A 24,120-nucleotide genomic window follows, 5' to 3' on the forward strand; every position below is an offset into this window, starting at 1 on the left:
CTCCGACTCCGCTTCATCTGGGTCTGCATACACCAATCCGTTATCCTGATCGCCTCCGACTCCGCTTCATCTGGGTCTGCATACACCAATCCGTTATCCTGATCGCTCCATTGGGTTTGTTCCGATCTGCCACCGCTACCCATAAGAACATAGGCATAAGGAACTGGAGGAGAACCCTCCCCTTCATCACGAAGCTTGCGTTCGCAAAGAATTAAGGTTCTCCTAATAAATTGATCATGAATCCGATTCAATTGGTCATACCATTCCCCGATGAATAGAAGAGCAGGAGGGGCTGGGAATGTTTCCAGCATTTCTTCCCGCAGGCTGCGCAGTTCCGTTATTCTCGCAACCCGGTTGATTCGATCTTCCAAGCGAGACATTTTATACCCATCCATGAGCCCCTCCGGCAGCCTGGATTAGACGGTTAGCGTCTCGCTGCCTGATTTCTTCAATTGCTCTGGATATCCGTATGAACCGTGCTCACTGATATCCAAGCCCATAATCTCTTCTTCTTCCGTAACGCGCAGCCCCATTGTCGCTTTCATAATACTTAGAATGACGTAGCAGAGAACGAAGACGAAGACGAAGGATACTCCGACGCCCATCGCTTGAACGCCAAGCTGATGTAAGCCGCCTCCGTAGAACAATCCTTCCTTACCAACCTTCACAATCTCTACAAGGCGTGGAGCTGCGAAGAACCCAGTCGATAATGTACCCCACACACCAGCAATACCGTGAACAGAGAATGCATAGACCGGATCGTCGATCCCTGCTCTTTCGAACCATTGAGCCGTGAAGAATGTCAGAGTACCTGCCACAAGACCGATGACTACAGCTGCCCAAGGCTCAACAAATGCGCAAGAGGCTGTGATTGCAACGAGTGCGGCCAATACTCCATTCAACATGCTCGGAATGTCGGCCTTGCCGAAGTACATCCAGGATACTACGAGTGCTGCCACTCCACCTGCTGCAGCAGCAAGATTCGTATTCAAGGCGATGAATCCGAAGAAACCATCATTCACAGCAGACAAGGTGCTGCCTGGGTTGAATCCGAACCAGCCGATCCACAATATAATGACACCCAGAACAGAGAGTACTTGGTTATGCCCAGGAATCAAGTTCGGCTTACCATCTTTATTGTATTTACCAAGACGTGGCTTAAGCAAGATGGTAGCGACTAATGCAGCGGTAGCGCCCTGCAAGTGAACGACAGTAGAACCTGCGAAGTCTTGCTTACCATGATCAGCCAACCAACCGCCGCCCCATACCCAGTGTGCAACGAACGGGTACACGACTACGGTGAATAAGATACCGAATACAAAGTAAACGGACAGTTTAGCTCTCTCAGCGAACCCGCCCCAAGCGATTGCCAAGGCGACACCAACGAAGGCCAGTTGGAACAGGAACTTAATGCTGAACGGTACGATCGAGTAGGCGAGTGATCCGAACGACTCGGTGGCCTGTTCTTCTGTACCATTCACGAAGAATCCACTGAAGCCGATAAACTTGTTGCCGTCCCCGAATGCTAATCCGAAGCCGACTGCCCAGAAGGCCAGAGCGGCGATTCCGAACGTTAAGATCGTTTTACCGGCGACGTGCCCGGCATTCTTCATTCTTGTAGACCCTGCTTCTAATAAGGCAAACCCCGCTTGCATGAAGATAACTAATATTGCGGCTAACATAACCCACACGGCATCAATTGCGTGAAACAACTGCTCGTTCGTGGGCGGCTCACCTGCTGCAAAAGCCAATGTCGGAAATGCCATCAATAATAAAGCTGCCATCAAAAGTACCCGTTTCATTCAATAACCCACCTTCGTGTCAATTTTTATAACATTTAATGAAACCGATAGTGTCATTATAACTAGCGCGCATGGATTTGACAATATGGATTTTTTCTGTTTTTAGCAAAAATCCGTACATTCTCTCATATTTTTTCGGTATCATTCGTAGATACAAGCTTTTTATGTCATATTAAGTTACGTAGTCCTGGGAACGGGCTTGTAACCTAATCTTCAGTAGAAGCATAACGTTTGACTGTATGGTTTTGATTCGGTATGATGAAATGGGTTCTACATATCCGGACATAATAAGGGGGGAGCGAAATGGGGTAACGACACTTTATAAAATCGGGGAACTAGCTCGACTCTCCAGTGTGAGCCCGCGCACGATTGATTATTATACGAAGCTTGGGTTATTGACGCCAGATAAACGCTCGAACAAAAACTATCGCTTGTACAGCGATGAAACCGTAGCCCGCTTGAAACGTATAGAACATATGAAGAAAGAGAAATACACCCTGGAAGAGATTAAGGTAAACTTGGATCAGTGGCAGAAAGTAAGCCGAAGCGAAGTTGTGACAGAAAAGCTGACATCACTCCAACTCCATTTGAAGCAATTAGAGCGGGAAGTAAAGGAACTCAGTCCTCTGCTGTCACAGATGAAGCCGAAGCAAGCCAAGAATGTATTCAACAACTTGGCTACGCAAAGTGCCGCTTGTATTGAAGCCTTGTTGATCCTTCTCGGAAAAGGTCCACTTATGTAGACTACTATTACTGGAGGGATTGGCATGTTTTTTCATCCGATGGATTTTTTAATCTTTATCGCGTTCGGAATTTCCATTTGGGCGCAGTTCAGAGTTAAGGGTACATTTAATCGATGGTCTCAAGTCGCCGCTTCATCCGGCATGACCGGATACGACGCCGCAAGAAGAATGCTAGACAACAACGGGCTGCACAACATTCCGATCGAACCAGTACCTGGTGCCTTATCCRATCACTACGATCCGATCAAGCGCGTTGTTCGCCTGTCAGAGCCCGTATATTATGAGAGCTCCATCTCGGCCATCTCGGTCGCCTGTCACGAAGTAGGTCATGCTATCCAACATAGCGTTCATTATCCAATGCTCGTTGCACGACACAAGTTATTCCCGGTCGTGAACTTCACGTCAGGGGTAGCACCCTTAATGATTATCGCAGGCTTGATCTTCCAACAGTTCAATTTCTTGCTTGGTATTGGGATCATATTCTTCTCGGCAGCGGTATTGTTCCAACTGATCACATTGCCTGTAGAATTTAATGCAAGCAACCGCGCACGTGAAATTATGGTATCCGAAGGGTTCATCTCGAACGAAGAAGAACGGGGCGTCGMCAAAGTGTTGAATGCAGCCGCACTCACATACGTGGCAGCCGCATTAATCTCGCTCCTGGAGCTGCTAAAGTACATCATGATCTTCAATCAACGTAATAACGACTAATCCCATTAGCAACTAATAAAAGCTTTCTTCCTAAGCCGGATAACGGCTCGGAAGGAAGCTTTTATTAGTTATGGGACTATTATTATTACCTATTGTTCAGAAACTGGTCGAACAGAAATCGTTGGAACATCTCTGCGACCAAGGGCAACTTCTCCCCTTTGCGCCGGATGAGTCCGATCGTACGCGTTACTTGGGGGTGCGTCACCCTCACTTTGGCAGGCATGAGCGGACTTATCTCGGTTAAAGCCATCTCAGGCAGTAAGCCAACTCCCATTCCAGCGGCAACGAGCCCACGAATCGTATCCGTCTCTTCACCCTCGAATCCAATCTGTGGCGTAAACCCCGCTTCTTTGCAAGCATCGTATACGATGGCACGCAAGGAATAATTCTCACTGAACATGACGAATGGTTCGTCCTTCAACTGCTCCAACCGGATGAAATCGCGATCCGAGAGGGGATGACTTGTAGGCAAAACCGCATACAGCTCCTCTGTCAGCAGCAACTCCCCCGCTACCTGGTCATGCTTCTCCGGAAATGGCGAAATGAAAGCCAAATCGACATCCCCTTTGGTCACATCGCGAATTAAGCTCGCGAACGTACCTTGCTTCAATCGAAACTTGACGTCCGGGTGACCTTCACGAAAATCCGCCACAACCGTCGGAATCAGACTAATGCCTAATGTGTGAGGAAAGCCAATGCGAATTTCACCTTTCTCCGGATCCAGAAACTCACGCATTTCCATAACTGCCTTATCTAGACCGGTAAGCAGCTCCTCCAGCCTGTTCAAGAACAATTTGCCCACCGGCGTCAGTTGGAGATTGCGCCCCTTCTGCACGAACAGCTGCATGCCAAGCTCTTCCTCAAGCTGATGGATTTGCCGACTGACCGCCGATTGGGCGACATGCAGCTCTTCCGCCGCTTGAGTCACATGCTGTTTCTTGGCTACTTTCACGAAATATTGCAATTGCCTTAGTTCCAACTCAAGCTGACCTCCTAATCCGATCTCTTTCGAATCATTTGGCGGAAAAGCAGCATACCTGCTACAAACCCGCCTAGATGCGCGTACCAGTTCACATTCGGGATTAGAAAGGAATAGATGACGCCTACGACCAGAACCGTCTTGATCGTAGTGGCCGATTGTTTATCGATGGCAGCCTTACGGAATATGGCAATGTACAGATAAGCAGCGAATATACCGTATATCGCTCCTGAGGCACCCGCCGATATGTGCACGCCCCGAAACAGCAGCTCGCTGATCAAATTGCCAGCCAAGCCACTCCCCAAGTAAAATATCGCATACCGCCAATGACCGAGCAGACGCTCTAGTGGTGGCGCAAAGACGAAGATTGAGAAGCTATTGAATAGCAGATGGTCAAATCCAATATGCAGGAACATTGCGGCGAAGTATCTCCAGTATTCCCCCGCAAACGGCGGAACGTTCACCAAGGCACCGAAACGAATCAAGGTCTCTTCGTCGGTTGAGCTTCCTACCCATGTCATCCAGCCGAACAACACAAACTGAATGAGTAATATGGCTGTAGTAACCGGATATAACCGGATGTATTGCCGCAAGCTTTCATAGCGCAAAAATAAAATAATGGTTCCCTCCCGCCATACATCTGTAGCTCACATTAGTGTCTCCTCTATCATACAACAAATGATCCAATATTTCCTGTCATCCCCGGATAACGATGCCAACATTTGATAATCCTAATGAATGGGAATACACCACTGAAGAATGGAGATGAGCAGATGTTAAGAAAAATCGTAATCACAGGCATGGTATGCACCCTTAGCCTCCTGACCCCGCTGTATACTTCGGCAGAAGGAGCTGCAACCAACAACACAGGTGCCATGACTGCCAACTCGGCAACCGGTACATTGAACCCGAACAATATGGGTCGTACGGACATGACAGGGACTCCCGTGACGCCTGGGCCAACCGGAACTACAGGGACAACCAGAACCAATACCTATACCGGGACCGAATCCATCAAGGGAACCGATCATTACGATATGTCCGGTACTGGCATGAACACCATACGGACGAACAATTATCGGGCAACTGCAACGGACGGAGCCAGGAGCAATTGGAGCTGGATCGGGCTGCTTGGGCTAATCGGCTTAGCCGGGCTATTCGGACGCGGACGTAATGAGAATCGCGACCCGGTATAAGACATAAGTCAGACAGCAGACCGTTTTAAAGACCGCTTCACGCAGAGGCGGTTTTTTTATTTGCATTCAGTTCCTATTGGACAATGGTTCAACCGTTAGATTATAATTAGTATTGGCAAAATAAGCTGATAATAATGACTAGGAGATGATCCAATTGGCACAAGAACGTACAGGAGTGGCTACATTCAAGAGCAGCCCGCTCACATTGATAGGTCCGGAACTGAAGGTAGGGGATCAAGCACCTAGCTTCACAGTGAACAAAAACTTGTTGACCGAAACAACACTGGCTGACTACGCCGGCAAAGTAAAATTGATCAGCGTTGTTCCTTCCCTGGATACAGGCGTTTGCGATCAGCAGACTCGCCGTTTCAATGAAGAAGCCGCTAATCTCGGAGACAGCGTATCCATATTGACGATCAGCGTTGACTTGCCGTTCGCCCAAGCCCGCTGGTGCGGCGCCGCAGGTATCGACAAAGTCGAGACCCTGTCGGATTACAAAGCGAAGTCATTCGGTCTTGCTTACGGCGTTGTGATTAAGGAATTCCAATTGCTGATGCGCTCTATCTTCGTGATCGATGCTAACAACATTATTCAGTRTGTGGAATATTTGCCTGAAATGACCGAGCACCCGAACTACGAAGCTGCCATCGAAGCAGTCAAGAAATTGATCTAATTCATGTAGCTCGCTACATAAGGTACTTTTCCCCACGACACAAAAAAAACAGCGTACAAGGAAACCCTTGGGACGCTGTTTTTTGATTTTATTTGTCAATTTTATGGGCAGATAACTTCGTATCGAATATCTTGAACAGCTCCAGAATCGTCCGATAATTCGACCCCAGATCGCCCAATGAACCTCTGGAAGCCGAGTAAATATCGACTGCTGACTTCACCGGGTTAATCGCGAATAAAGTAAGGGTAATGTCCTGCGTACGACCTGTCAGCGATTTCTTAGTCACTACGATCTCACCGACATTCTTCACCTCATGAAGGACGGTATACTTAGGCAACTTTTTAAGCAGGGTGACGACTTCTTCCCAGAGCTGATCTTTCGAAATTTTGTAGTAGCGGGTTTTCAGAGCCGGGTCTTTCGCTTTCTCTCCTGTCACCTCATGGCTGCGCATAAGTCCAATCAAGGTTCTCTTCAACAACGGTGCTAGCCCCCTCTATCGATCCACGCATCATATGCGATTGTCCTACATTCCATATTACCATGAAAAGGCCGAACAAAAAAGCCAATCCTATGAGATTGGCTGGATAAAATGTGCTAGATAATCGTTTCGATTACGACTTGTTCCATGAAACGAGTGACATCTTCGATCGCGACGTTGCCCGCCTCCGGCATGAGCGCATTAGCCGTTCCAGTCGCGGTAGCAAGCCGCAATGCATGCTCGAACGTTTCGCTGCGTTGCATCGACACAGCCATGCCTGCGACGAAGGAATCACCGCAGCCAACGGTATTCACGGCATCGATACGCGGGGCACGCACTCGGTAGAGCGCACCGTCATAGCCTGCCACTGAGCCTTCAGCTCCAAGTGAAACAACAACACACTTGATCCCGTCCTGCATAAGCTGATGGATGCTGCCATACAGATCGCTTTCCCGCTCCAACTTCTTGCCGATGAGCTTCTCTACTTCCTGCTCGTTTGGCTTAATCATGAACGGCTTAGCCTTGATGCCTTCAAGCAGCGCATCGCCGCTAGCATCGAGAAACGCAAGTGCGCCTTGAGACCGGACGATCGAGATCAAGTCGGCATAGAACGAGGATGGAAGCCCCATCGGCAGACTGCCGGATAATGTAACGATACTTGAGCCTTCCGCCAATTCACGTAGTTTGCGTTTCATCGCTTCGGCTTGCGGTACTTGGATTTCCGGCCCAGGCTCCAGCAGCTCGGTTGACTGTCCCCCAACGGAATCTATAATGTTCAGACACAGCCTGGACTCGCCTTCCACTCGTACGAAATCATTGTGGATGCCTTGCTGAGTCAGCTGCTGCTCGATATAGCCGCCATTGCTGCCGCCAACGAACCCGGTCGCTGTGACAGGACCTCCTAGTAGATGGGCTACCCGGGCGACGTTAACTCCTTTACCACCCGGGTAACTTATCATGCGGCCCACCCTTGACACCCGGCCTAACTCGAAGCCATCAACAAAGTATGTTTTGTCAATCGCCGCATTCAAAGTGACCGTCGTAATCATTAGCGGAAATCTCTTGCTTTTCCGAAGCTGTTACACAAACGCATCTTCTCAATCGCCGCTATCTTCAATGCTTTCTTCGCCGGAACCATGTACTTACGCGGATCGTTCTCATCCGGATTGGCAGCGAATACTTCCTTAATCGCATCGGAGAAGACGATGCGTAGTTCTGTCGCCACGTTCATCTTCGCCATGCCGAGCGATACAGCGCGACGCACTTGCTCTTCAGGAATGCCGGACCCCCCGTGTAGTACGAGTGGAACCGCCACTTTATCGGCTATACGCTTAATACGGTCGAAGTCGATCTTCGGCTCGCCCTTATAGATCCCGTGTGCTGTCCCGATTGCAGGTGCTAGCGTAGGTACGCCTGTGCGCTCGATGAATTCCACACACTCGTCTGGGTCGGCCATCAGCGCCTCGTTATCAGCCACCACGATATCGTCTTCGACGCCGCCGACCTTGCCTAGCTCGGCTTCCACGTTGACACCTGCTGCACGGGCCACTTCTACGACCTTAAGCGTCTGCCGCACATTTTCCTCGAATGGAGAATGGGAAGCATCGATCATGACCGACGTATAGCCAGCACGGATGCAGCGGACGATTAGATCGAATTCGGTACAGTGATCAAGATGCAGCGCGATGGGCACACGCGACAAGTTCGAAGCAACGGTAGCAGCAGCCGCAATATATTCAGGACCGAGATGCCTGACAGTACCTACTGTGGATTGAATGATGAGTGGCGATTCGGTTTCTTCCGCCGCTTCCACGACCGCTTGAAGCATTTCCAAGGTGTGAACGTTAAAGGCCCCGATACAGTAGCCGTTCTCACGGGCTTTCTGGAGCATTGGAGTGGATGATATTAATGGCATGAGTGTTTCCTCCCGTTTAGTTACATTTGTGATAATTTAGTTTCGTTTAGTTTCTTTTTCTATTGTAACGGATGAACCTTGCAAGTGACAAGATGAAGTTTTATACCACGATCAGTTGAATGCCCAGATCACGAATACGGTCGCACGTTTCCTTGTTGAGGCCGCGGTCCGTAATGACCGTATGTACGGCTTGCAGAGGTGCGACGTGTGAGAAGAACACTTTACCGAATTTACTATGATCCGCTACAATGATGACTTCTTTCGCGATGGCCAGCATTTGCCGATCCATGCTGGCTTCTGCCAAGTTAGGCGTCGTGAGGCCTTCCTTGAGATCGAAGCCGTCTACGCCCAGGAACAGCTTATCCACACGAATGCTCTGCAGCGTCTCTTCCGCCAGCGGTCCAACAAGTGCGAACGACTTGCGGCGCAGCTTACCCCCGATCAAGATTACTTCCAGATCGGCGTAATTGCCGATCTGAACGGCGATATTCGCGGCATTCGTAACAATCTTCAGCCCTTTCTTGCCTACGAGTCGTTTGGCGATGAACATGCTGGTCGTTCCTGGGGCAAGCATGACAGCGTCCTCGTCGCTCACCAGCTTGGCCGCAGCTTCAGCAATCCGTTCCTTCTCCTCGACAAGCGCTTCTGCTTTCTCGGAGAACGACTTCTCATGCGCTACCTCACTCACATGAGCGTGGAGCGCCATAGCTCCCCCGTGCGTGCGCAGCAGCAGCTCCTTCTCTTCGAGCTTCTCCAAGTCCCTTCGTACGGTCACTTGAGACACGCCCAATGCTTCGCTCAACTCTGCTACCGTTGCTTTGCCAACTTGATTCACAACTTCCATAATACGTACATAACGTTCTTCGGCGAACATGAATGCCTCCCGAATAATGTGGTCGCTTGATTGAAACTTCTTTTTATGATCATTTTCCTTCTTTTTTGATCATAATCAATAACGCTGCATTAAGCAACAAGAAAAGCCATCTGTTGAATATAGCTCGTAAGTCATCCGCGGTTCAATCTTTCGCTTTATACATTCTCCTACATTACCCAAAACAGAAAAACCCGACCTAAGTGGCGGGTTTCAGTAGATAAGCTATTTGCATTTCGATCAATCTCCTCAGGAGCGCTCGATCTGGATAAGCTGCTTATTCGGTAAGTAATGCTGTGTCTGAATGTGGCGGATCGTACGCGTCTTCGCACGCATGACAAGCGAATGCGTCTCCGCCCGTTCCCCGGACAAATAACGTACCCCTTGCAGGAAGCTGCCTGAGGTGACACCAGTCGCCGCGAAGATCACGTCGTCTTGTCCTACCATATCATCCATCGTCAACACTTTGTACGGATCGCTCAGACCCATGGACACGCATCGCTGGTATTCGATCGCGTTGCCTGGCATGAGGCGGCCTTGCAGCTCGCCGCCCAAGCACTTCAAGGCCGCGGCCGCGAGTACCCCTTCCGGAGCGCCGCCGGAGCCAACGAACAAGTCGATGCCGCTCTCCACCATCGCCGGCGCAATCGCACCCGCAACATCGCCGTCAGTAATGAACTTGATACGGACGCCGACCTTGCGCAACGTCTTCACGATCGAGTCGTGGCGCTCACGATCGAGCATCATGACGGTTAGGTCGCTGATCTTCTTCTTCTGTGCCTTCGCAGCAATCTGCAGCGTCTCCTCTAGCGGAGCATTGATATCTACCTTACCGACAAGCGACGGACCGACAGCGAGCTTCTCCATGTACATGTCCGGCGCGTGCAGCAGATTTCCTTTCCCAGCTATCGCGAGTACGGATATCGCATTGTCGAGCCCCCTTGCTACGATGTTCGTTCCCTCCAGCGGATCGACGGCTACGTCTACTTCCGGCCCTTGCATACTGCCGACTTGCTCCCCGATATACAGCATCGGCGCTTCATCCATCTCGCCTTCACCTATAACGACGGTCCCGCGGATGGATACCGTGTCGAACATGCGGCGCATCGCGCTCGTAGCCGCCTCGTCCGCCTCATTCTTCCTGCCTCTACCCATCCAATGAGCAGCCGATAAGGCCGCCATCTCTGTTACACGTACGACTTCTAGCGCGAGCTCTCTCTCCACAGCGAATCCCCCTTATATAATACGTCTCTAATAAAATATATTGTAGCATATATAACAGGGATTCGTTAAGATCATTTACAAAAAATGTGTCGGCCAATTTGCTTGATTTGCGGTCGAGTCCATATCCAGGCTGATGTGGCCGTCTCTGGGTTGAAATAATACAACGCCTCGCCACTTGGATCCCAGCCATTTATGGCATCACGAACGGCCTTCAATGACGTATCATTCGGTGTGAGCCAAATTTGTCCGTCAGCTACCGCAGTGAATGCTCCTGGCTGGAAAATAACCCCCGAAATCGTGTTCGGGAACGATGAACTGAGCGTACGATTCAAGATAACCGCAGCGACGGCCACCTGGCCGATATACGGCTCTCCTCTCGCTTCGCCATACACGGCTTGTGCCATCAGACGGATATCCTGGTCACTCACCGATGACCCACTCGGCAGCGAGCCACCGCCAGTACCGCTTGTTCCACCTGTCCCGCCCGCTCCACTTGGACCGCCAGGCGCCCAGTTTGTCGTCGCGTTATATAGTCTTAACTTCGTCTTCGCTCCAACAATCCCATCGACTTTCATGCCGAACTTGAACTGAAAGTCTTTCACTGCCCGCAGCGTCTGAGATCCGAAATCCCCATCTATGGGGCCGCGGTAATAGTCCAGGTAGGCAAGCCTACCTTGTAGTTCCAACACATCCGAACCTTTAGCCCCGTAGCCAAAATTGACCTTGCCGAAGGAGTATGTAGCTTTCGGCAGCCAAACCGCCGCCAATAGAATAATGGCGAAGAAACCGATGACGAACCAGCTTGTCCGGACACGATCTGTGTTCCTCATAACACAAAAAACCCCCATATCCAACAAAGTCTGCTTAACCTCAAGCATCTCCGTTAGTATGAAGGGAACATTTGTATTCTATTCAGCTTATATAGCTTAACATTCCGATCCGACAGCTCGTTCTAGAACTTGCTTAACTTCGCGCTTTCCCAATCGGCCGTGAATTTCTCGATGCCTTGATCGGTCAACGGGTGCTTGATCATTTGCTGGATCACTTTATACGGAAGCGTAGCGATATGAGCACCCAATAATGCGGCTTCAATCACATGCGCGGTATGGCGAACACTGGCAGCGATGATCTCGCTCTCGATCCCGTGTACCTGGAATATTTGGCTAATTTCGCGAATGAGATTCATACCCACTTGATTGATGTCGTCGAGTCTTCCAATGAACGGGGATACGAACGTTGCACCTGCACGAGCAGCCAGAATCGCTTGAGTCGAGCTGAAGATGAGCGTTACATTCGTCTTGATACCAAGGTCTGTAAGCTGTCTTGTTGCCTGAAGTCCATCTGCGGTCATCGGCACCTTCACGACGATGTTAGGGCTGATCGCAGCTAGCTTCCGACCTTGCTCCACCATCTCATCGGCCTGCAAGGAAATCACTTCCGCACTAATCGGAATTTCGTTCCCCACAATCGCAATTATTTCCTTCAATGTCTCGAAAAAATCTCTGCCTTCCTTAGCAATCAAGGATGGGTTGGTCGTCAGTCCAGCCAACACGCCAAGCTTGTGAGCGGACCGAATTTCTTCTACATTCGCTGTGTCGATAAAAATTTTCATAAGTACGGGTTCACCACCTGAGTATAGTTAGCTTGCTGGACCCGGATTTCCATCGTGTTGTGGTCGATCCCATTGGTGTTATCCGGCAGTGAGCAGCAAAAGGCATAAAAAAACCCGCATATGTCGTTCGATTTTCTTGTTTCAAACCCGCTCTCGCAGGTGGGTGTCCGCAGCCGTCAATCTGAAGTCCCTTTTTGAGGGCATGTCATCGGGACGGCGATGTTGAACTCCCGAACAATGTTTCATTGGTTTAAAACATTCGGAAAATCGTGACGAACATCGCAGGATGTTCACTTGTTCATTCGGTTGTAGTCTTATTATAGGCGTTGCATTTACAAAAGTAAACCAATGACCAACGAATGTTATTTCCCTTGCAGTGAAACATTTCCTTGTTCGTAAACATAGGGAATTCTAGCGCCGCTCTGACTCGCCATCCGAATCCCTACGCTCCACACTAGTATCCGCTTCCGCTTCCGCTTCCGGTAAACGTACTGTGTCTCCTTGCGCAGCTTCAGCCTCCAACCGTTCGGCTTCTTCCTGAGCTTCTCGTTCTTCCTGTGCCTTCTGTTCGCGCTCCGCCCTTGTCTTGATTTTATCGAAGATCCGGTTGAAGTAGAAGAAGGACACCGTCGCGATCAAGCTCCCCATGAAGAACGGGATCAGGAATGTGAACTTGGTCGCACTGATGTAGATAATGGCGGCATTCGTGACCATAAGCATGATCGTAGTGAGTGGATTGCCTATCGTAATCAGAACCGAGTTTTTCAACAACTGAAAAAATTTCATGTGGAAATGAACCATCAGCGAGAAGAAATGGAACATCGCGCACGACAAGATGACGAGCAAAATAATAAATAATATCGATAATAAACTTAACGTATTCCCCTGCTTCATGTAGAACGTATAATTGACGTATACGATTACATAGAACAGGATGAAGAAGATACCACCAAGCATACTTTGCAAATAATTTTCCTTATATCCCCGAAAGTATGTTTTGAATAAAGGCACATCGGCATCGCCTGTTACCCATTTGCGAGCTATAGTGAACGTCGCCGCAGTCGCGGGAAATAATGTAAACGGCGTCACAACTGCGATTAGAGTAAGCGATTGCACGCCTACATCCGGATTTTCGGATGCGGCAATGAGCCCGGCCAACACCAGATAAAAGAATGGGAATGAGCATACGATCCACAATACGTTAATAACTGACAGTCTCATGATCCATTCCGAAATTCGGTAAAACCCACCCATAATCCCACGAAATTCCAATCCCATGTCCTCCTTCGAGCTCTTGTCCACTACAATAATAACTTATCCGGTTCGGGAAAAGCAAAAAAATGTTGAAGCTACTCGAAAATCGTCTACCCACGAAGCAATGCAGGGCATAACATGGCCGAAACGAAGCGACATTGCACAAAAAACAGCCCTCGCAGGGATTGCTCCCTGCAAGGGCTGTAACTTTTATTAGCTATTCACGAATTCCTTCGAGCCGTTCGGCTTGCTGCGGCGATCATAATCGCTGCCTTCGCTGCGACGACGCTCTCCACCGTCACGGCTGCCGCCGTAACTGCTGCTACGGCTGCTGCCGCCACGGGACGAGCCACCAGCACTGCTGCCGCCATAACCACCGCGGCCGCTGCCATAACCACCACGGCTTCCGCCGGCACTGCTGCTGCTACCTTGACCGTCGCGAACGTACGAGCCCGGCATTCTGCGGCCGGAGCTGCGAACGTCTGGACGACGCTTCTTAGCGCGAAGCGGATCTTCTGGTGTCAGCTCGATCTCGACATCGCGCTTCTCACCGGTCATCAGCTTCAATGCTGCAGCAACTAGCTGTACGGAATCATATTGCTCCAACAGTTGAATGGCAATGCCCTTGAACTCACCGAAGTTGTCAGAATTTACGACTTCAAGAATGCGCTCAGCCGTTACACGCTGCTTGCCTTCGATTGCCTCGGCCATGCTAGGCACAGGCTTGCGGGAAATCTTATGGCGCGTGAGTTTCTCAATGAAGTGCAAGTGGTCAATCTCACGGTGAGTAACGAATGTCCATGCGCTTCCTTCGCGTCCAGCACGGCCAGTACGACCGATCCGGTGAACATAGCTCTCAGGGTCTTGCGGCAAGTCGAAGTTGATAACGTGTGTCACGCCGGAAACGTCCAAACCGCGTGCTGCTACGTCAGTTGCTACAAGGACATCAATGCTGCCGTCACGGAATTTGCGCATAACATGATCGCGTTGGTTCTGTGACAAGTCGCCATGCAGTCCTTCAGCCGAATAGCCGCGCTTCTGCAAAGCTTCGGACAGCTCATCAACCCGACGCTTCGTACGACCGAAGATGATCGCCAGATCCGGTGATTCCATATCGATCAGACGGCATAGGGCGTCGAACTTTTGCTTCTCATGAAGCTCGATGTAGAACTGGGAAATCAGAGGTGCGCTAACTTGCTTCGGAATAACCGATACGTGCTCAGGCTCACGCAAGAACTGTCTAGCCAACTTCTTGATGTTCTCCGGCATAGTGGCCGAGAACAGCATAGTGTGGCGATCTTCCGGCACGAGGCTGAGGATCGATTGAATGTCTTCCATGAAACCCATATCCAGCATTTCATCCGCTTCGTCCAGGATGACGGTGGATACATTGTCCAGCTTGATCGTCTTGCGGTTGATGTGGTCGAGCAAACGTCCAGGTGTACCGATAATAATCTGCGGCTTCTTCTTCAGCGCGCGAATTTGCTTCACGATATCCTGACCGCCATAGATCGGCAACGAACGGATTCCTTTGAAGCGACCCAACTTGCTAATTTCTTCAGCCACTTGGATGGCGAGCTCACGTGTTGGGCACATGATCAAGGCTACGATCCGATCTTCCGTCACTTCGATCCGGTTGATAACTGGAATTCCGAACGCTGCGGTCTTCCCAGTACCCGTCTGTGCTTGACCGATCAAGTCTTTCCCTTCCATTGCCAGGGGAATCGTCTTCTCCTGAATTGGGGTGGACTCCTCGAAACCCATTTCCGTAATCGCGCGTAATACCTTCGGGTCTAGATCAAAATCTGCAAAAGCTTTCAAATTGTTTATACTCCTTTACTCTAAGGGCTTTAATATCCCTTACCAAGTATTAAATTTACCCTTAAGCACGACTTTTATTGATGACATCGGATCCTCCGAATAGTGTACCTTTTTCCAACTGGCACGTAGCATCGTCCGCCCAAGATCAGCTTGCTGATCGCAAATCGCAAAAAAAAGCATTTTCCACTATGGAAAACACTAGCCGAACTTAAGAATATCTATGTCAGTATAACACAGCCTTCATGTACATTTCCAGTGCCCCATCACCTACCTGCGAAAATTACAGAGGAAAGCTTCTCACTCCCATTAAATTTTTGCAACGGTTGGCCTTGTTTTCCCGTATAATGAGGAAAGAACATTTCACCAGAAATGGCCCATGAGGAGAGAATACCTATGTCCGTTTGGAAAAGAATTGGCTCTATCCTGAGAACACAATCCAAGAAACCCGACCCTTCCCCTGCTCTTGCCGTGCATCCCCTGGAAGCTGCGGCCGTAGGTGATATTATTAGCGTGGATCTGGAGGAATATGTCGTGACCGGCAAGGTCGTTTACTTCGATCGCGGTTATGCACCACATCGATTCGCCTACTATATTCAGAATGGCCGTAAGATCGACTGCCTGATCGTAGAGAAAGGGCGAACGATGGATGCCTTCCTGTGCGAATTTCTGGAGGGCGCCTTGGACGATCCAAGTGATGTGCCAACGAAGCTGGTGCTGGACGGTGAGACGACCTTCGAGCTGGAATATGACCGCAAGGACATAAGTCGCACGGAAGGCAATACCGACTTCCGCAATGGTGATGAAGTATTATTCTGGCGCTACTTCGCCGATCAGGAAAGGCATTTCTTCCTGCAGTGGCAAGATGGCAAATTCATTGCCATGCAAGGCAATCGGGTTCCCACCGCTGAGATTAAGCGACTGCAGTCAACGAGGCCAACGACAACCCGTTAATCACACTAATTACCGACTATGCAAGGAGGTGGACGCCCCATGAAACGATGGCGCCTATGGATCGCCTTCCTGCTGATGGCTGCCTTGATGACAGGCTGTACGAATGCCAGCAGCTATGTGAAGGAATCGTATCCACTTGTCGATGTCGACGGGAAAGGCAAGTCGGCAGCTAAAATATATTTGGTTGAGGGCAAATCTGTTCCTGAGACAGCGAAAGAGATTGCTGATAAAGAGAAACCGAAAGAACTTAGCAAAGACAGTACGGATCAAATGTTTCTGGTGTATGACAACCGCATTATTAACGTTCAGAAGGACCCATCGAACGAGAAGAATACACTAGTTGAGATCGATTCCATTGAATATGCCAAGCAGCATTACGATTCTTCCTTCCTGCAAGGCTATATGACCGCTATGCTGATCGACACGATATTCGGCAACGCCTGGTCGAAGCAATCCTCTTCAAGAGGTAGTCCAAGCTATCAAGGCTATGGCTCCTCTGGCAAGGGCACGACGACGACAAGTCAAAACAAATCGGATACGAGCAAGCCAAGTACGACGGATCGAACCGGGAGCTTCAGCTCCAAGGGCAGTACAGGGAGCTCGTCGAACAGCACCGGAAGTTCTAGCAGTTCAAGTGACAAGACGGACAAATCCAGCTCGTCGAGCAGTTCTGGATCGGCAGCAACAACGCCTTCCAATTCGGGTAGCACCGRCTCGTTCACGACCAAGCAGTCCACATCATCTTCTTCATCGAAGAGCAGCTCATCTTCTTCATCGAAGAGCAGCTCATCTTCTTCGGTTCGTAAGAACGATGGATCGACACCTTCTGTGAAATCGTCAAGCAAGCCGTCAACATCGAGCCGCTCGGGTGGTTTCTCATCAAAGAAACGCTAACAGATCCACCACGATACAAGCATACAAAACCGCTGACCATCCGGTCAGCGGTTTTGTATTAAGTTCCGGGGGCCCCACAAAGTAATAGGTGTGAGGTTTTTATACATAGAATCCATCCATGATCTGGCATACTAAGCCAAGGAGGGATGGCGCATGCACAATCGACTTTCGGTCCGTACTGTTCTGAATACACTTACGATTGCATTCGGGGCGCTATTGATTGCGACGGGCTTCAACAAATTCCTGATCCCGCATCAGTTGCTGAGCGGCGGCGTGTCGGGTATAGCAATGATTGTGGGCTACTTCACCAATTGGAACATTGGCATGCTCTATTTCGTATTCAACCTGCCTATTCTGATCTGGGGTTGGGTCGTTGTCGGAAAGCGGTTCGTACTATATAGCATCATCTCAGTCATTATGACCTCTTGGTTCTTGCAGCTCATTCCGAGCGACAACTTCAACCAGGACCCATTGCTAGGCGCTGTATTCGGTGGTGTATTGATCGGGGTTGGCGCCGGTATCACCTTACGTGCTGGAGGTTCCTCCGGCGGGTTCGATATTGTCGGCTACATCTTGACGATGAACCGTAATTTTCAGTTGGGCACCTCGATCTTCCTGTTGAATTCTGCGGTCGTCTTTGTCCTCGGATCTTTGCTCAACTGGGATTTGGCGTTGCGTTCCATGCTCTCCATCTACATCGCCGGGAAAGTCGTGGACACCATACATATTCGCCAGCTCAAGATAACCGCCTTCATCATTACGCAATTCAAGGAACAGATTATTGAACGACTTCATCGAATGCCGCGCGGGGTAACCCTTGTGAAGACGGAAGGCGCATTCACGCGCAAGCAACAGGATATGCTGATGACGGTGACGACTCGCTATGAATTGGCGGAGCTTCGCAAAATTATTCGCGACATCGATCCGAAGGCATGGGTGAACATCGTAGAGACGGTAGAAGTGATCGGCGAGTTCCGGAGGATGAAATAGGTCAGAACTGGTAAAACAACCCCACAAAGTGACGTGAGGCCTCCGAAGCTTATTCCGATTACTTTGCGGGGGCCCCAGAACTGGTAAAAAAGGGCATGTCTCCATGTAAAATCATACATCATTCCGGCTTGAATTATGTTATACTGGGGTTGTAATTTCATATAGTTCTGGTTTGCCGATTGGCTCCAAATTTTGTATTTTCTGATCGCGAATTTAACTTCGAAGGATTGGAAGGTGACGAAGATGGAAACCGTTAAACTGTCCAGGATTGTGATGAAATTGACACCAGAACTGTATCCGTTTCTTCGCCATAGCGAGCTGAATTCGGAGATTGTGCTCCGGAATGGTCTGGAAGCATTGGAAACGGAAGACGTAATGGAAATTATTCAGTACAGTATTTCCGAACACCAAAAGGACGCCTTTCTTCACTAAGGCGTCTTTTTTTACGATTCAGAATGATTAACTACGCTGATTGTTCATCGTCTCGGCAAACGCACGGCGTCAAAGGACGCCGTTAGACGTTTATCCTTGCGCGTTCACCCCGAGTTGGATTACGCTATACCTTTTCTTTTCCATAACAACTGAGTTCCATACAGAAGCAAGGCCCCGACCAAGCAAATGACCGCTCCCAAGTTATAGAGAGTCGTTCGGCCCCACATCTCCATCACCCAGCCTCCGCCTAGTCCACCCATAATACCGGCTAACCCCAGGAAGATCGAAGACAAGATCGCCTGCCCCGTGGAACCGAACTCCTCCGGCACAAGTCTAACCAAATATTGAATCGCTGCGATCCAGAATACCGCGAAAGTGATCGAGTGTCCCGCCTGCAGCACAATCAGTACGCTCGGATCGCTAACGACTCCATATACGACCCAGCGCAGGGAATAGATCAGGGCAGCGATCGCCATGATCGTTAGCTCATTGAACCGATACATGTAACGGCCGAGCAGCGCGAATGTCGGAATTTCGCTCACACCTGCGAAGAACCAGGCCAATCCGAGCCCACGCTCGGTTGCTCCAAGATCGCTTAGGACTAGTGTGAACATCACATCATTCATCCGATGCGGGATGGAAACGAGCAATACGAGGGCCAGAAACCACAGCAACCGTCGATTCCGGTACAAGATTGTCAGGTCCTTCAATTGCGCGGCTTTGCTATTCGCTGCAGGTTGATCCTTAAATCGGATAATTAACAAGAACGGGACGATCCACAACCCCCAGAATAAATAGCGGATCCCTTCGACCCCGCCCATCCATTCGAGTGCATACCCGCTGCTGAAAGCGACCACACAAAAACCGATCGAGCCCCATAACCGGACCGATCCGTAGCTTTTGCCCGACCCTTGCACCGATTTGACAATCAGATTGTCAAGCAGCGGCACAGCCGGATACATGAAGAAATACAGCAGCAGCACGGTTAAGATTGCAACGGGGAATGAATCCATCGTGAATAACCCGATACTGGAAACGATGGTGAGTCCCCACAATAAGATGATGACGCCCTTTAACGTGCGGTATCGGTCGCTGATCATACCCCACACCGGTTGAGCGAACATCGCCATGAACGGCCCGATATTCATCAGCCAGCCGATTTGTACAGCCGAGTATCCTTTCAGACCGAAATACCCCGGCAAATAAGGAAGAAGAACAGCCTGGATCGCGTAATATGAGAATACAATTCCTTTGAGAGTAGCAAGATCAGGCTTACCTTTCATGATTTCTCCGCTTCGATAACTAGGATAGTAGTGCAGTTTCCTTCTAATCCTAACCGAATGTATCGCCATAATTCAACACAATTCTACAAAAGTGGATGGAGCTGTTTCCAGACGCCCATTACTTGCTTCTCAGCTTACCCGCCATCTGTACGAAGTAGTGCAGCGTCTTGAGTGCTCTCTCCTTGATCTTCGCATTCACTGGCGCTCCCCCTTCGTCGAACACCCGGTTCTCGGCGCCGATGGATATCCACTCCGGGCAGTTGATTCCATGCACATTGCGGACGGTGACTTGCAACTGCTGCAACGGGCTAACACCGACCGCTCCTCCCGAGGAGCTGACGGACAACACAGCCTTACTGTCGAAATGCTCCGAGCCGAGATGATCCAGCGCATTCTTCAACACACCCGACATCCCTCCATGGTAATCCGGCGTACCAAGCACGATCGCATCGGCTTGCAGCATTGTCATCTTCAAGTTAATTAGGTTCACGTCGTTCGGTGCCTTGTTATCAGAAGTGTAGAAGGGCAGCGGGGTACGATACAGATCGATGAGGGTGACCGTACAGCCCATCTCCTCCAGCTGACTTTTCAAATACAAACATAACTTCGTACTTGTGGCTTCTCTCCTGTTGCTCCCAGCTAAGATTGCTATATGCATCTGTAATTCCACCTTACTTTATATACTTACTATACATATTAGTAGGGTTGCTCCTTCGATGCAACCTCAGCAACTCGAAACAACAATAAACCACCCGAGGCTTCGCTTAGAAGCCAGGGGCGGTTATATGGCGAATCAACCTGCTTTTTTGAGAGTTTCTTGCAGAACTGGAGCGATGATGTCTTTGGCAATCTCATACGTTTGCTCTGAATTTAGTGGATGCAGGTAGACCGTAGAGTCGTTCTTGTAATACTCCACGTAATACGTTCGGGTCGAGGCGTCCTTGAAGCTTATTCGAACAGTAAAGGAGGTTCTCTCATTGTTCGATGGGCGGTTCGTACGATTCTCGGATAAAGTCATCTCCGTAACACTTCTGACTGCTGCACGGATCGTTTCCGTGTCTCGATATGCTTCGTACATGCCTTGGGAATGATCATCCACCGCGACCGAGCTTACGTTCGATTCTTTGATGTCCTGCCGTCCGGGCTGTATCCCGTAGCTGAATCCTGTCAACAGGACGACGATGAGAAGCAATGACAGCAATTGCTTATAATCAAGCATCTTATTCATCCTAATCCCCTTCCGTTAAACTTTCCAACGTACTCTCGTCAATCGTCGGATCAATATCGTACTAAGCACAAGTGATAAGAGAAGACCGATGTAATACGATGCCAACTCATTACGGAATATGCTGCTCAGAAATGCAGCCCCCAGCAGGGACGTGCAGATGACAAAGCCGATCTTCAGAACGGTCTCCCCTATCGGAAAAAGCATCAGTTTACCATTGTTCTCGCATTTGTTCCACCTATAAGCTGCATAGCCGCCAATGGTAGCGATGAGTAAATATAAAGCTGGCACTGTAATGGACAATGTACGGGTATGCTCCAAGTCCATGTGCACATATTGAAGCAGGGAAACGTTGTTCATCCACTGTTCGAATGGACGGTATCCATACGAGTAGTAACTCGAATACCCGATTTTGTGTACTTGGAGAAATTGTTGAATCAACTGCGTCAAGCCAATCGGAAAAAAAGCAAGAATGATGGAAAAAATCATTTGCGAAGCCATGCTGCCGCTAAGTGTTCCAATGAATAAGACCGTGCTGTACACAGACAACAAGATGAAGCAGCTGTACAAGAGCTGGAACATATGATAGCGGAAGTGGAAATATTCACTGATCGGTGAATTAAGCACAATTGTCATATCGATGACCGTATTCACTAGAACAGATGAAAAGATAAGAGCGAAACCGAGCATCCACTTGGTCCAGAACAGCTGCGACCTGGAATAAGGCAAGGCGAAGGTCATTTCCTGTACGCCGTTCCGACGCTCAGAACCAATAATCATTCCAGCAAGAATAGTAAGCAGGATGGTTAGCAGTACTCTTGATGTGCTCTCCAAGTTACCGCCGTTATAGGCGCTTGACGTGTCCGTTACGTGTCGAAGAGCTTGTTGAATGAATCTGTCATCGTCCAGGAACCACTTGTCCAGCCGCTGCAGCCCAAGACCTAAGAAATTGACAAGCGGAAATAACCAGATGAGCCACTTTACTTGCTTGTATTCTTTCCACCATAGTGCCTTAATCCACATTCGCCTGACCTCCCAGCTTCCATATAAACAAGTCTTCCAGTTTCACGGGGAGCGACTCGTTGAGCAGTGGATCGGCGGCCGTGAGATCATGAAGCGCACTCGTTCCATCTTCCGTCTGAATCAATACGGTATAGACACGCCCGATGTGATCCAGCACATACACATCTTCGCGAGCCAACCATGCTTCTGGCGCATTACCCTTGAACACGATTTGCCGCTTAATGACACTGCCGTTTGTAGTATCCATTGACATGGATTGCTCAATGGAGCCATTCTTCATTAGCAACACCGTATCGGTAATCCGCTCCAGCTCGTCCAGCAAATGTGAGGAAATGACCAGTGTAACACCTTCCTCCGCCGCCTCAAGCAGAAGCGTCAACACTTGCTTCTTGGCGATCGGGTCAATTCCGTTCGTAGGCTCATCCAACAGGACTACCTTGGCGCGTGTGGCAAGTCCGAGGGTGATGTTGAACAACATGCGCATTCCTTTGGAAAATTGCCTGACTCGACGTGTCAGCGACAAGCCGAATCGCTGCATCGTATCGTTGAAGAAGCTCGTATCGAACTCCGGGTATATCATCCTGTACAGCTTCGCACTTTCTTGCGGCGTATAGCTGTAGAACGCTTCCGGTGTATCCGGCACGAACACGATGTTCCGCTTCACTTCCGGATGTGCGTGAATTGCGGTACCTGCATATTCTACCGTACCTTGGTCCGGGTCCAGAATACCCGCCATCGTCTTAAGCAGCGTCGTCTTCCCTGCTCCATTGCGTCCGATGAGCCCCGCTACACTCCCCGGTGTCAACGCGAAGTGTACGTGCTCCAACACAACTCGGTTCTCGATGGACTTCCTTACTCCCCTAACCGTTAACATCTTCATCTCCTCCAAAACGTTTCCATTCTTCATCAGCCCAGGTCACGAACTGTTCCCGACTAATTCCTAGATGCCTGGCCTCTACAACGACACTGCGCAGCTCTGCTTGCAGATGCTCGATTCTCTCGCGTTCCATACCAGGAGCCGCAGCCCGCTTCGCCACGAATGTCCCTTTGCCGCGCTGGGTAACGATGACCCCTTGCCGCTCAAGTTCCTGGAACGACTTCGCCACTGTGTTCGGATTCACTAGCAGTTGGGCAGACAGCTCCCGCACAGACGGGATCTTATCTCCTTCCTGGAGAACCCCCTTGGCGATCAGTTCTTTCATTTGTTGCACGATCTGTTCGTAGATCGGCAGAAGACTTCTCTCGCTAATTTGGATCATGGCGCATCGGTTCAACTCCTTTTCGCGAGTAGTGTACTACTGTTTATAGTACACATAGTACAACGTATACACGAAGGTGTCAATGCTCGAATTCGCATGGGGAGCACCCCTCATTGGCTTCCTATCAACGTACAAGGTATAATCGATTCAAAACCAAGGAGGAATTCCACATGCTCGAAGTCGGCCAGCCTGCTCCATTATTCACGGYAGACAGCACGATAGGTACAATCCAGCTCAGCGATTATATCGGTAAGCAGCCCATCGTCCTCATCTTCTACCCGATGGACGATACGCCTGGCTGCACGGCACAATTATGCGCCGTGCGCGATTCCAAGGCGTTGTACGCTAGGCACGATGCCATCGTCTTCGGCGTTAATCAAGGCGGCCTTGACTCCCACAAGGCGTTCGCTGCCAAGCATGGTTACGATTTCCCGATCATATCCGACTCGGACAATGCTATACGTCGCTCATACGACGTCGGTAAGATGCTCGGCTTGTTCCTGCAGCAACGAATCGTGTACGTGATCGGCCGGGACGGTAACATTGCGTTCGCCCGCAAGGGCACTCCGCCAACCGAAGACATCGTAGCGGTCATGAAATCTTAACAGAACGAGGATAACAAGAAAAACCCGACATACGGCCAGGTCCTTGGTGGTTGTGTTCAGTTTGGCGTGTGGGGAGGGAGTGAACAGGAGGTTCCACCCGCTGTTGAAATCGATTCCTTTGATTGAAATGTTGTCGTGGTTAGGAATCGGTTTCAAAGGCGGACGCTTCGCTTCTCCAC

Annotated in this window: 28 protein-coding genes and 1 other RNA gene; 9 read left to right on the forward strand and 20 right to left on the reverse strand. The window is 49.8% G+C overall.

Annotated features, from left to right (window positions below):
* On the reverse strand, positions 1–395 hold a 395-nt coding region (locus AC1DWB_RS25560), incomplete at its 3' end, for a DUF294 nucleotidyltransferase-like domain-containing protein (protein ID WP_477543917.1).
* A gap of 21 nt (positions 396–416) precedes the next feature.
* Positions 417–1,802, reverse strand: a complete 1,386-nt coding sequence (locus AC1DWB_RS25565; protein WP_477543918.1) for an ammonium transporter — start codon at positions 1,800–1,802, stop codon at positions 417–419.
* Positions 1,803–2,065: 263 nt separating this feature from the next.
* Here AC1DWB_RS25565 and AC1DWB_RS25570 point away from each other — a divergent pair, with 263 nt between their 5' ends.
* Positions 2,066–2,545, forward strand: a complete 480-nt coding sequence (locus AC1DWB_RS25570) for a MerR family transcriptional regulator (protein WP_477543919.1) — start codon at positions 2,066–2,068, stop codon at positions 2,543–2,545.
* A gap of 24 nt (positions 2,546–2,569) precedes the next feature.
* Positions 2,570–3,256 (forward strand): zinc metallopeptidase, encoded by a 687-nt coding sequence (locus tag AC1DWB_RS25575; protein WP_477543920.1) that lies wholly within the window; start codon positions 2,570–2,572, stop codon positions 3,254–3,256.
* Between the two features lie 85 nt (positions 3,257–3,341).
* On the opposite strand, the gene gltC is transcribed toward AC1DWB_RS25575, so the two are convergent.
* Both gltC and AC1DWB_RS25585 read right to left on the reverse strand, forming a co-directional pair.
* Positions 3,342–4,235, reverse strand: a complete 894-nt coding sequence (gene gltC, locus AC1DWB_RS25580) for a glutamate biosynthesis transcriptional regulator GltC (RefSeq protein WP_477543921.1) — start codon at positions 4,233–4,235, stop codon at positions 3,342–3,344.
* A gap of 14 nt (positions 4,236–4,249) precedes the next feature.
* The gene (locus AC1DWB_RS25585; RefSeq protein WP_477543944.1) at positions 4,250–4,852 is read right to left on the reverse strand and encodes a rhomboid family intramembrane serine protease; all 603 of its coding nucleotides are present in this window, start codon (positions 4,850–4,852) and stop codon (positions 4,250–4,252) included.
* Positions 4,853–5,008: 156 nt separating this feature from the next.
* Between AC1DWB_RS25585 and AC1DWB_RS25590 the strand changes: the two genes are divergently transcribed.
* Both AC1DWB_RS25590 and tpx read left to right on the forward strand, forming a co-directional pair.
* Positions 5,009–5,431 (forward strand): WGxxGxxG-CTERM domain-containing protein, encoded by a 423-nt coding sequence (locus AC1DWB_RS25590; RefSeq protein ID WP_477543922.1) that lies wholly within the window; start codon positions 5,009–5,011, stop codon positions 5,429–5,431.
* Between the two features lie 154 nt (positions 5,432–5,585).
* Positions 5,586–6,104: a thiol peroxidase gene (tpx, locus tag AC1DWB_RS25595; RefSeq protein WP_477543923.1), complete on the forward strand. Its 519-nt coding sequence runs from the start codon at positions 5,586–5,588 to the stop codon at positions 6,102–6,104.
* An 88-nt stretch (positions 6,105–6,192) separates the two neighbouring features.
* Here tpx and AC1DWB_RS25600 read toward each other — a convergent pair whose 3' ends face one another.
* The 10 genes from AC1DWB_RS25600 to cshA all read right to left on the reverse strand — a co-directional run bounded on the left by AC1DWB_RS25600 (position 6,193) and on the right by cshA (position 15,279).
* Complete coding sequence (locus AC1DWB_RS25600) at positions 6,193–6,582, reverse strand: DUF1499 domain-containing protein (RefSeq protein ID WP_477543924.1); 390 nt, start codon at positions 6,580–6,582, stop codon at positions 6,193–6,195.
* Positions 6,583–6,698: 116 nt separating this feature from the next.
* Complete coding sequence (pfkB, locus tag AC1DWB_RS25605; protein ID WP_477543925.1) at positions 6,699–7,631, reverse strand: 1-phosphofructokinase; 933 nt, start codon at positions 7,629–7,631, stop codon at positions 6,699–6,701.
* Complete coding sequence (fba, locus tag AC1DWB_RS25610; RefSeq protein WP_477543926.1) at positions 7,631–8,497, reverse strand: class II fructose-1,6-bisphosphate aldolase; 867 nt, start codon at positions 8,495–8,497, stop codon at positions 7,631–7,633. The genes pfkB and fba overlap by 1 nt, the downstream gene beginning before the upstream one ends.
* A 100-nt stretch (positions 8,498–8,597) precedes the next feature.
* Positions 8,598–9,371 (reverse strand): DeoR/GlpR family DNA-binding transcription regulator, encoded by a 774-nt coding sequence (locus AC1DWB_RS25615; RefSeq protein WP_477543927.1) that lies wholly within the window; start codon positions 9,369–9,371, stop codon positions 8,598–8,600.
* Positions 9,372–9,617: 246 nt separating this feature from the next.
* Entirely contained in the window at positions 9,618–10,592 is a 975-nt protein-coding gene (glpX, locus tag AC1DWB_RS25620) for a class II fructose-bisphosphatase (RefSeq protein ID WP_477543928.1), read from the reverse strand.
* A 71-nt stretch (positions 10,593–10,663) separates the two neighbouring features.
* Positions 10,664–11,422: a spore cortex-lytic enzyme gene (gene sleB / locus AC1DWB_RS25625; RefSeq protein WP_477543929.1), complete on the reverse strand. Its 759-nt coding sequence runs from the start codon at positions 11,420–11,422 to the stop codon at positions 10,664–10,666.
* 122 nt (positions 11,423–11,544) lie between these two features.
* Complete coding sequence (fsa, locus tag AC1DWB_RS25630; RefSeq protein WP_477543930.1) at positions 11,545–12,204, reverse strand: fructose-6-phosphate aldolase; 660 nt, start codon at positions 12,202–12,204, stop codon at positions 11,545–11,547.
* A 107-nt stretch (positions 12,205–12,311) separates the two neighbouring features.
* A non-coding RNA gene (ssrS, locus tag AC1DWB_RS25635) (6S RNA) lies at positions 12,312–12,495 on the reverse strand.
* Positions 12,496–12,615: 120 nt separating this feature from the next.
* Positions 12,616–13,476: a YesL family protein gene (locus AC1DWB_RS25640; protein ID WP_477543931.1), complete on the reverse strand. Its 861-nt coding sequence runs from the start codon at positions 13,474–13,476 to the stop codon at positions 12,616–12,618.
* 195 nt (positions 13,477–13,671) lie between these two features.
* Entirely contained in the window at positions 13,672–15,279 is a 1,608-nt protein-coding gene (gene cshA / locus AC1DWB_RS25645) for a degradosome RNA helicase CshA (protein WP_477543932.1), read from the reverse strand.
* 393 nt (positions 15,280–15,672) lie between these two features.
* Here cshA and AC1DWB_RS25650 point away from each other — a divergent pair, with 393 nt between their 5' ends.
* From AC1DWB_RS25650 to AC1DWB_RS25665, 4 genes are all read left to right on the forward strand, one after another.
* Positions 15,673–16,230 (forward strand): DUF4178 domain-containing protein, encoded by a 558-nt coding sequence (locus AC1DWB_RS25650; protein WP_477543933.1) that lies wholly within the window; start codon positions 15,673–15,675, stop codon positions 16,228–16,230.
* Positions 16,231–16,269: 39 nt separating this feature from the next.
* Entirely contained in the window at positions 16,270–17,124 is an 855-nt protein-coding gene (locus tag AC1DWB_RS25655) for a DUF4247 domain-containing protein (RefSeq protein WP_477543934.1), read from the forward strand.
* A 153-nt stretch (positions 17,125–17,277) separates the two neighbouring features.
* On the forward strand, positions 17,278–18,114 hold the full coding sequence (locus tag AC1DWB_RS25660) for a YitT family protein (protein ID WP_477543935.1): 837 nt from the start codon (positions 17,278–17,280) through the stop codon (positions 18,112–18,114).
* A 243-nt stretch (positions 18,115–18,357) separates the two neighbouring features.
* Entirely contained in the window at positions 18,358–18,546 is a 189-nt protein-coding gene (locus tag AC1DWB_RS25665; RefSeq protein ID WP_477543936.1) for a hypothetical protein, read from the forward strand.
* A gap of 119 nt (positions 18,547–18,665) precedes the next feature.
* On the opposite strand, the gene AC1DWB_RS25670 is transcribed toward AC1DWB_RS25665, so the two are convergent.
* The 6 genes from AC1DWB_RS25670 to AC1DWB_RS25695 form a co-directional block, all read right to left on the reverse strand.
* The gene (locus tag AC1DWB_RS25670; RefSeq protein WP_477543937.1) at positions 18,666–19,829 is read right to left on the reverse strand and encodes an MFS transporter; all 1,164 of its coding nucleotides are present in this window, start codon (positions 19,827–19,829) and stop codon (positions 18,666–18,668) included.
* A 118-nt stretch (positions 19,830–19,947) separates the two neighbouring features.
* Positions 19,948–20,487, reverse strand: coding sequence for an NADPH-dependent FMN reductase (locus AC1DWB_RS25675; RefSeq protein WP_477543938.1), 540 nt, complete (start codon positions 20,485–20,487; stop codon positions 19,948–19,950).
* A 135-nt stretch (positions 20,488–20,622) separates the two neighbouring features.
* Positions 20,623–21,057 (reverse strand): hypothetical protein, encoded by a 435-nt coding sequence (locus tag AC1DWB_RS25680; RefSeq protein WP_477543939.1) that lies wholly within the window; start codon positions 21,055–21,057, stop codon positions 20,623–20,625.
* 15 nt (positions 21,058–21,072) lie between these two features.
* Complete coding sequence (locus tag AC1DWB_RS25685) at positions 21,073–22,077, reverse strand: ABC transporter permease (RefSeq protein ID WP_477543940.1); 1,005 nt, start codon at positions 22,075–22,077, stop codon at positions 21,073–21,075.
* The gene (locus AC1DWB_RS25690) at positions 22,067–22,951 is read right to left on the reverse strand and encodes an ABC transporter ATP-binding protein (RefSeq protein ID WP_477543941.1); all 885 of its coding nucleotides are present in this window, start codon (positions 22,949–22,951) and stop codon (positions 22,067–22,069) included. Before AC1DWB_RS25690 ends, AC1DWB_RS25685 begins: the two co-directional genes overlap by 11 nt.
* Positions 22,938–23,336 carry a GntR family transcriptional regulator gene (locus AC1DWB_RS25695; protein ID WP_477543942.1) on the reverse strand — a complete coding sequence of 133 codons (399 nt, stop codon included), beginning with the start codon at positions 23,334–23,336 and terminating at the stop codon, positions 22,938–22,940. The genes AC1DWB_RS25690 and AC1DWB_RS25695 overlap by 14 nt, the downstream gene beginning before the upstream one ends.
* A gap of 170 nt (positions 23,337–23,506) precedes the next feature.
* Here AC1DWB_RS25695 and AC1DWB_RS25700 point away from each other — a divergent pair, with 170 nt between their 5' ends.
* The gene (locus AC1DWB_RS25700; RefSeq protein WP_477543943.1) at positions 23,507–23,941 is read left to right on the forward strand and encodes a peroxiredoxin; all 435 of its coding nucleotides are present in this window, start codon (positions 23,507–23,509) and stop codon (positions 23,939–23,941) included.
* Positions 23,942–24,120: the final 179 nt, after the last annotated feature.

It is taken from the genome of Paenibacillus sp. P4_E11 (assembly GCF_056401635.1).